Below are 8,421 nucleotides of genomic sequence, written 5' to 3'. Positions count from 1 at the left end.
TCAATTTTATCTCTCTTCTTTACCCAGTGATGCTCAACTTTTAGGTCGAGCCATCCGTAAACATTGGGGAATTGAGAACCAAGCTCACTGGATTCTTGATTGTACTTTTGCTGAGGATTCTTGTCGTATTCGCTCTTGGAACAGCCCCCGAAATTTTGCTCTTTTACGACGCATTGCTCTCAATGCTCTTAATCGTGAACAAACTTATAAACGTACTCTTCGACAAAAAATGAAACGCACTGCTATGGATAACGATTACATGATTCAAGTTCTCAGTTCTTGTTTCATTGACTCTACATTAGATTCCGAAAAGCCCTTATGTCAAGACTGATTGAGATGCTCTTACCCTGGCATTTCCTTTTAGCACCCTGAGTTATATTTTATTCTATCCATGTCAAAAATTGATCAGCAATTTTAAATTATTATTCTACGGATACAATCATAAAACTATAATATTATCATTCCCTAATTACGTCTATGAACACCATCAAAGAACAACTAATTGCAGCCATAGAAAACACTCCAGAACCGATACTGGAACAAACCCTAGACTATCTCGAATATCTCAACACCAAAACAAATACCTCCACCATCAAATCAACTAATATTTCTGTAGAAGATGGAGAACCAATATTACGCGGATCTAAAGCCAAAGATTTGCTCAAATTTGCTGGAACTTGGCAAGGTGACGACTTCGAGAAATGTCTTCAGCTTGTTTACGATACCCGATCTGAAACTGAATTTTAATATATCTTCTAGACTGGGTTTAAAATGCGTTCTTATCCTATACATCCTCAAATCCTGGACATCCTGATTCAGACAAATAAAGACAAAAAAAAGCGGGCTAACCGCTAATGCTTGGTTAACCCGTTCAGCTTTGGGAACGCGCAGAGAAATTCTTATTGCAACACCAACTTAACGTTAGCGTTTTGCAGGCCGCGCTGTTTTACTTCAGCCAAAGTTTTGTTAACGGCGTATTTTTGGTTAATGGAGTTGATCAACTCGGTTTGGTTGTGCTTCTTAGCAACGCCCCACAAATCAGCGATTAAATCAAAAGAACCATCGCTATTGCGAGACCAACCTAAATCGTACTCGCCTTCCAATACAGCAACGATGTCGGAACGAACACGCTGACCGTTATAACCACGAACATCAGCTTCAGTCTTTACGCTAATACCTAAGTCGCGCAAAGAAGATTTGAGGATTTCGGCATCGGTGATTTTGGTACGCAGAGTGCTAAAGTGAGACATTTGGGTTTCCTCCAATGAGAAGATTGATGAGAAAAACGACAACGGTTTCTTTTTCAGCGAAGCCGCATTAATTTGGGATTAATTGGGAAGCGGCTTTTTTTTCGTAACCTGTTAGCCTTGTGAGCTAACCTTTCCCCTCTGGCATACAGAGGAAAGCTTTTAAAACTCCATGCGCTGATATTCAGCAACGGAGGCTGCGGCGGGTCTAGCACGCTGTCTGGCCCAGTCTCTTAAAGCTGTGACCTGTTCTTGCATCGTTCGTGACAGCGGCAAAGTTGACTTCAATGCAGCAATAATATCTAATTGGGTGAACTCCCGATCCTGGGCAAAAGCTTCATACATCGCCGCAACGATCGCCTGTTCAATTTCTGCCCCTGAAAAACCGTCTGACATTTTTGCTAGTTGTTCTAAATCAAATCTAGCAATATCTTCCCTTCTTTTAGTCAGGTGAATGTTGAAGATATCCTGACGTTCTTCTGGTGTGGGCAGATCCACAAAGAAAATTTCATCAAAGCGACCTTTTCTTAAAAACTCACCCGGTAAACGTTCTACCCGGTTCGCAGTCGCCATTACAAATACTGGAGATTTCTTTTCCTGCATCCAGGTCAAGAAAGAGCCAAAAATTCTACTTGATGTCCCCCCATCAGAATCACCAGAACCTGCACTACCCGCAAAAGATTTATCCAACTCGTCGATAAACAGAATCGTTGGGGAAATTGATTCTGCTGTTTTCAGGGCATTTCGCAGATTTGCTTCACTTCGACCCACCATTGAGCCATCGTAAACTCGCCCCATATCTAAACGCAAGATTGGTAAACCCCACAAACGGGAGGTAGTCTTGGCTATCAGTGACTTTCCACAACCAGGAACACCTAAAATTAACATCCCTTTCGGTTGCGGCAAACCATACTCTCTAGCTCTTTCTGTGAAAGCGTTGGAGCGTTGTTTGAGCCACTTTTTCAACTCCTCTAAACCGCCTACAGCTTCAATAGTTTCATCTTCTTCGATGTACTCTAAAATACCGTTACGGCGTATGAGTTGTTTCTTTTCTGATAAAACTATATCAACTTCATCTTCCGTCAACCGCCCCGTTGTTACCTGAGCCTTACGATATACTTTCTCAGTTTCATCTTTAGTTAGACCTAAAGCTGCTCTCAGCAGTTTTTCTCTAGCCTCGGTAGTCAACCGTCGTCCACGATGCTGCTCTTGATGTTGAGTTAAAACTTTATTCAACTCAGACATATCCGGCAGTTGGAAGTCAATAACAACAACTTCTTTTTCTAGTTCTATTGGTACTTGTTGCACTGGAGACATCAAAATGATGTTCTTTTGCATTCCCTTAAAACTAGCGATCGCATCCCGAAGCGATCTAGTTGTTGCCGGAGCATCAATAAAAGGATGTAAATCTTTAAGAATAAATATACCGGGTTCTTTCTGTCTAATGATCCACTCAATCGCCGCCTCTGGAGAAACGGTATTGTGTTGAGTTGTACTCCGGGGTTGACCGTATTCCACAATGCCGTGAGTTACTGTCCAAACATAAACTCGACGTTGAGGCTTTAACAATTGAGAAATTGTGTAGATTGCTTGCTCTGCCCGTTCTTCCTCGGAGGTCACAAGGTAGATTAAAGGGTATTGAGCTTGAATGAGTATGTTTAGCTCTTCTTTCATATCTATCGACCTACTTGAGACCTTATAGAGACAGTACAATCATCGCCGTTGGTCAGAACAACCAAATCTATTATTAATTCATCCATTCATAATTCCTAACTAGCAAGGGACTAATTCTTCCTCACCCTTGGGATGGGTTTCATCTTCTTCCATTTCCTCAATGGATAGATGTTCTTGACCAATTAGTCCTGGCTGATTACCCAAAGCTACTAATTCCCCGTTACGTAAAACAAGTGAACTTTCACAAGCGGGACAGGAATAAACCCTGTGAGTTCTGCCGTAAGAAGACTCTTCCAATTCTTCAACCAATTCTGAGTTAGTCAGGTAGAAACTGAGCGCTCGTTCCGCTAGGTCTGACATCGGTTCTGAGTCAACAGCAGAACGAATTTTTAATCTTCTGTGCAATTCCGGCGATAAATATAACGTAACCTTCTGCTTAGTTTGCATACGACTTTCTAGTGGTCTTACCCGGGTATGTATCTTACGTTATCGGTTCTTTTATTTCTTGTCAACCCATTCAGACGTTTTGATGGCATTTTTGTAATATTTCTTAATAATAGGAGGCAGGAGGCAGGAGGCAGGATAATAAGAATAAATTTCTTGCCTGTTCCCTGTTCCCTGAAAATAGTAATTTATATAACAATAAACCTAAGAAATAAAACGGTGTAAAAAGAGAGTCTATTTAGCCGAATGTATGAGAATAAAGTCTAATCAGACTTGAGCTAAAGTCAATAGGGGTAAAGGGTGTGATTATGTCTACTGCTGCCGTCGAAACTTGTAATTTGAGGCGAGTCATCGGTTTACTAGTCTCCAGTGTTGGCACGGCTATACTTTGTGGGGGTTGCAGTGCTAATGGCTTTTGGACATCTGAACAGAAGTGGGAAACATACCAAAATCCCCGTTATGGGTTTGAGTTTCCCTATCCGAGTAACTGGACTGCCATTACATCAGACAACAACGATGGAGTAATATTTGTTTCATCACAAAGCCAAGATACAAAAATTCGCGCTTGGGCGAGTAATGATTTACCAAAGTTACAAAACCCAGAAACATCAAAACAGATAGACCAAAACTTTAAAACGGATCAGGGTATATCTGGGGTGCTAGTGGTAGAAGTTGGTCAACAAGTCAGTTCAATGAAACTAACTATCAATCAAGAACAAGTCAACTATCACTGGCAAGGACAAACGAGTAGTAAAGAGTTTAAAGATTACTACCGCTTGTTTTACTACATTGCCAAACAGTACAAAATTAAGTGATTGGTGATTGGTGATTGGTGATTGGGAAAAATAAAATTGATTACCCAGTCCCCAGTCCCCAGCCCCCAGTCCCCTTAATCAAGAATTAATGAACTAGAGGGGACAGAAACCTGGTAGATTTAGCTATCAGCGAGTAAAAACTGGTAAAGATGAAAGTCCTGGTTATTGGTGGCGATGGGTATTGCGGTTGGGCAACCGCACTTTACCTTTCTAATCGAGGTTATGAAGTTGGAATTCTAGACAGTTTGGTGCGTCGGCACTGGGACAATGAACTCGGTGTTGAGACTCTAACCCCAATTGCACCAATTCAACAACGTCTCCAACGATGGAAAGATTTGACTGGTAAATCTATCGACCTATTTATCGGCGATATTACCAATTACAGTTTTCTGCACAAAGCTTTGCATCAATTTCAGCCAGATGCCATAGTGCATTTTGGTGAACAGCGTTCAGCGCCATTTTCTATGATTGACCGTGAACACGCGGTACTCACTCAGGTAAATAACGTCGTGGGTACGCTGAACCTGCTGTACATCATGCGGGAAGATTTCCCAGATTGTCATTTGGTGAAATTGGGAACTATGGGTGAATATGGAACACCCAATATTGATATCGAAGAAGGCTATATCACCATTGAACACAACGGACGTAAGGATACATTGCCCTATCCTAAACAGCCCGGTTCAATGTATCACCTGAGCAAAGTTCACGATAGCCATAATATCCACTTTGCTTGTCGGATTTGGGGTTTACGAGCCACTGATCTGAATCAAGGTATTGTTTATGGCGTTCTGACCGAAGAAACTGGTATGGACGAACTTTTGATCAACCGCCTTGATTATGATGGTGTGTTTGGTACTGCACTTAACCGTTTCTGTATTCAAGCTGCAATAGGTCATCCTTTGACTGTTTACGGTAAAGGTGGACAAACTCGCGGTTTCTTGGATATTCGGGATACAGTGCGTTGTATTGAACTGGCGATCGCCAACCCAGCCCAACCCGGAGAATTTCGCGTATTTAACCAATTCACTGAATTATTCAGCGTTGGTGACTTAGCGTTAATGGTGAAAAAAGCCGGTAACGCAATGGGGCTAAATGTGGAAATCAATAACATTGACAACCCCAGAATTGAAAAAGAAGAACATTACTTCAACGCTAAAAACACCAAATTGCTGGATTTAGGCTTGCAACCTCATTATCTCTCTGATTCTCTACTTGATTCACTGTTAAACTTTGCGGTCAAGTATCAGAAACGAGTTGATAATAATCAAATTCTGCCTAAAGTCACTTGGCACAGATAATTAGGTGACAGGTTACAGGTGACAGGTGACAGAGAGCAGGGGAAGCAGGGGAAGCAGGGGGAGAAAATTAAAAGGCAAAAGTTACAATTTTCATTTCTCCTGCCACCTGCCTCCTGCCCCTGCTACCTGCCCCCTGCCTCCTGACTCCTTGATCTCCTGACTCCTTGATCTCCTTTCTTATGAAAATTGCCCTATTCACTGAAACTTTTTTACCCAAGGTTGATGGTATTGTCACCCGTCTTCGTCACACCGTTGATCATCTGCAACGGGACGGAAATCAAGTTATGGTATTTTGCCCAGAAGGTGGCATCACAGAACACAAAGGAGCGAAAGTTTACGGTGTGACGGGGTTTCCACTGCCTTTGTATCCAGAGTTAAAATTAGCACTGCCTCGTCCTGCTATCGGTCACGCTTTAGAACAGTTTCAGCCGGATATTATTCATGTTGTTAATCCCGCCGTTCTGGGATTATCAGGTATTTTTTATAGTAAGGTTCTGAAAATTCCCCTGGTGGCTTCTTACCATACCCACTTACCTCAATATCTGCAACATTACGGTTTGGGAATGTTAGAAGGTTTACTTTGGGAATTACTCAAAGGCGCTCATAATCAAGCTGCATTAAATTTGTGTACCTCCACAGCAATGGTCGAGGAATTGGCAGCACATGGCATAGAAAGATTAGATTTGTGGCAACGAGGAGTAGATACAGAATTATTTCATCCTGATTTAGCAAGTGTGGAAATGCGATCGCACTTATCCCAAGGTCATCCAAAAAGCCCCTTATTGTTGTATGTAGGTCGTCTTTCGGCAGAAAAGGAAATTGAACGCATTAAACCGATTTTAGAAGCCATTCCTGATGCTCGTTTAGCCTTGGTTGGAGATGGACCAAACCGACAAAATTTAGAGAAACATTTTGCTGGTACAAATACCCATTTTGTTGGTTATCTGATGGGTAAAGAATTAGGTTCTGCCTTTGCTAGTGCAGATGTGTTTATTTTTCCTTCTCGGACAGAGACACTAGGATTAGTATTATTAGAAGCAATGGCCGCCGGATGTCCAGTAGTAGCAGCCCGTTCTGGTGGTATTCCTGATATTGTGACAGATGGTGTAAATGGTTATCTTTTTGACCCTAAAGCGGACATTCAAGAGGCAATTGATGTTACTATAAAGTTGTTACAACAACAACATGAAATAAATATTATCCGTGAAAATGCTCGTCAGGAAGCAGAAAAATGGGGATGGTCTGCTGCTACACGACAATTACAAGATTATTACAAAAAGGTGATAGGTGATGCAATTTTGGATTTTGGATTTTAGATTTTAGATGAAAAAATTTGGTACAAGCCTCGTCCTTCAGGACGGAAACAATCGTAGTTCCCCTATCCAACTCTTGAAACTGTCACCTGTCACCTGTCACCTAGCCTTCACAGATAACTTTTTCAGCAAACCCTATCTATCCACCTGGAACGTGCCTACAATTACCAAAAAACACCACCTCCAAATTCTTGGGATGGTGTTTGGACAATGGTTACAAAGTAGGGAATGGTGACTGGTGACTGGGAAGATGGGGAGAAAATTCTTTACCTGTTCTCTGTTCCCTATTCACTGTTCACTATTCCCTTCTTTCCCTATCAACTATCATCAGCATCGTTATTTTGAAAGGGTTCTTCACCTATCCTAAGTTGTTTTTTTGATCGTTTTAATTGTTTCCACAAAGCCTTGATTTGTTCGTAAGCTTCCTCTGGTGGAAGTTTACCACCTGTTTCTAAGTTACAAATATAACTAACTCGCTGGGCAAATTCCTGTAAATTTGCGTTGAAAACTAAGTTTTCAGGCTGGACATGACCGTAGTAGCGACCACGAGGATAGAGAAAATCATCTTTGCTCACTATATTTTTCTCCATGTATTGAATTCTCCTCCTGATTTTCTTGTTTATAGTAAAACCACTAGTACAACACGGCGTAAATAAAGCTACTATTTAAAATAGGCAAAAACCTACCCCATCAGCTTTTGGACTTTTGAATGCGTGATTTCCGCAAAGCGGTAATAGGCACTCTTATTTCTAATTTATTAAGTCAGGAGAACGCTTAAGATTAAACCGTGATTATGGGAAAGTGTTGCAGCGATTGGTCAATTTCAACTTTGACAAAATAATCAAGTTGTAAGTTATTAAGCATCAGGCTGTCAAAAAAAGTTTATGTCAAAGTGACCAAAGCCATTCACGAGCGAACACCCGTTCTATATCTTTATATATCTTTTGTAAAGATTAATTGCAATCTCTTGGATGAATGTTTTACTACTTCTCCTATTTTGCTCAATTATTTCATCTTATTCCTAATTTGCAAAAAATGGGTTTTAATTAAATTCAACAAACTAAATTAGCTGATAAAGAATTAATATATATTTTTCTATAATTTTTAAAGAATTTGTTCACAAAAAATTACAAAAATTTTAAAAAAAACATAAAACTTTTATGCAGAGTTGACCAGTTTAACATCTAAATTAGGAGAATAGGGGGGTAGGGTCATTTTTTGACACTCTCCTGCCTAAAGGCGAGGAGATTCTTGGTTCAACGAGTCCACTTAGATTAGATCCCTTGCGGTGTCTAACAAGCGAGGTGGTTCTCTCCCCAAGCGTTAACTTAGGGAATGCCCTTCCCTAGTTGGATTACTCCAAATTTTGTTTGAGTTTAAATTCTGTGTCGTGTTTCGACTGCGCTCAACACAAGTCTAGCACCTGTAAATCTTTTACCTACTTCCAGGAGGCACTAGAACTACGAAGTAGAACCCCATAGATTTAGTTGTCAAGGTACAGATTGCCGTTAGGCAGTTAGGTTTTTATACAGGTTGATTACCGTTCCTGTGAGAATGATTATAGCACAGGTGACTGAGGCGTAAACGCCTCCTTATGCTTTCATCCCTTGCCTCAAGGACGGTTAAG

9 protein-coding genes are annotated in these 8,421 nt (G+C 40.9%); 5 read left to right on the top strand and 4 right to left on the bottom strand.

All coding sequences use genetic code 11. The annotated features are described in order from the left end of the window. Together PN497_RS16790 and PN497_RS16785 are read left to right on the top strand one after the other, a co-directional pair. The coding region (locus tag PN497_RS16790) for an ISAs1 family transposase (protein WP_272110714.1) at positions 1-331 on the top strand (331 nt) is incomplete at its 5' end. Positions 332-477: 146 nt separating this feature from the next. After that, positions 478-747, top strand: a complete 270-nt coding sequence (locus PN497_RS16785) for a hypothetical protein (RefSeq protein WP_096570449.1) — start codon at positions 478-480, stop codon at positions 745-747. Positions 748-899: 152 nt separating this feature from the next. Here the strand turns inward: PN497_RS16785 and PN497_RS16780 are convergent, their stop codons facing one another. The 3 genes from PN497_RS16780 to PN497_RS16770 form a co-directional block, all read right to left on the bottom strand. Beyond that, a complete protein-coding gene (locus tag PN497_RS16780) occupies positions 900-1,250 on the bottom strand; it encodes a DUF1257 domain-containing protein (RefSeq protein WP_048868763.1) in 351 nt (116 codons plus the stop codon). Positions 1,251-1,409: 159 nt separating this feature from the next. Then, on the bottom strand, positions 1,410-2,921 hold the full coding sequence (gene ycf46, locus PN497_RS16775) for a stress-responsive protein Ycf46 (RefSeq protein ID WP_096570447.1): 1,512 nt from the start codon (positions 2,919-2,921) through the stop codon (positions 1,410-1,412). A gap of 99 nt (positions 2,922-3,020) precedes the next feature. After that, on the bottom strand, positions 3,021-3,368 hold the full coding sequence (locus PN497_RS16770; protein ID WP_096570445.1) for a hypothetical protein: 348 nt from the start codon (positions 3,366-3,368) through the stop codon (positions 3,021-3,023). A gap of 305 nt (positions 3,369-3,673) precedes the next feature. On the opposite strand from PN497_RS16770, the gene PN497_RS16765 reads away from it, so the two are divergent. From PN497_RS16765 to PN497_RS16755, 3 genes are all read left to right on the top strand, one after another. Next, positions 3,674-4,180, top strand: coding sequence for a hypothetical protein (locus PN497_RS16765; protein WP_096570443.1), 507 nt, complete (start codon positions 3,674-3,676; stop codon positions 4,178-4,180). Between the two features lie 149 nt (positions 4,181-4,329). Beyond that, complete coding sequence (locus tag PN497_RS16760) at positions 4,330-5,481, top strand: NAD-dependent epimerase/dehydratase family protein (RefSeq protein ID WP_096570441.1); 1,152 nt, start codon at positions 4,330-4,332, stop codon at positions 5,479-5,481. A gap of 179 nt (positions 5,482-5,660) precedes the next feature. Then, complete coding sequence (locus PN497_RS16755) at positions 5,661-6,797, top strand: glycosyltransferase family 4 protein (RefSeq protein ID WP_096570439.1); 1,137 nt, start codon at positions 5,661-5,663, stop codon at positions 6,795-6,797. A gap of 314 nt (positions 6,798-7,111) precedes the next feature. Here PN497_RS16755 and PN497_RS16750 read toward each other — a convergent pair whose 3' ends face one another. Continuing rightward, the gene (locus tag PN497_RS16750) at positions 7,112-7,384 is read right to left on the bottom strand and encodes a DUF7219 family protein (RefSeq protein ID WP_187041193.1); all 273 of its coding nucleotides are present in this window, start codon (positions 7,382-7,384) and stop codon (positions 7,112-7,114) included. Positions 7,385-8,421 lie beyond the last annotated feature (1,037 nt).

Source organism: Sphaerospermopsis kisseleviana CS-549 (genome assembly GCF_028329225.1).
In the GTDB taxonomy this organism is placed as follows: domain Bacteria; phylum Cyanobacteriota; class Cyanobacteriia; order Cyanobacteriales; family Nostocaceae; genus Sphaerospermopsis; species Sphaerospermopsis kisseleviana.
The sequence above is the reverse complement of the archived record's forward strand: the minus strand, read 5'-3'. Positions and strand labels throughout refer to the sequence as shown.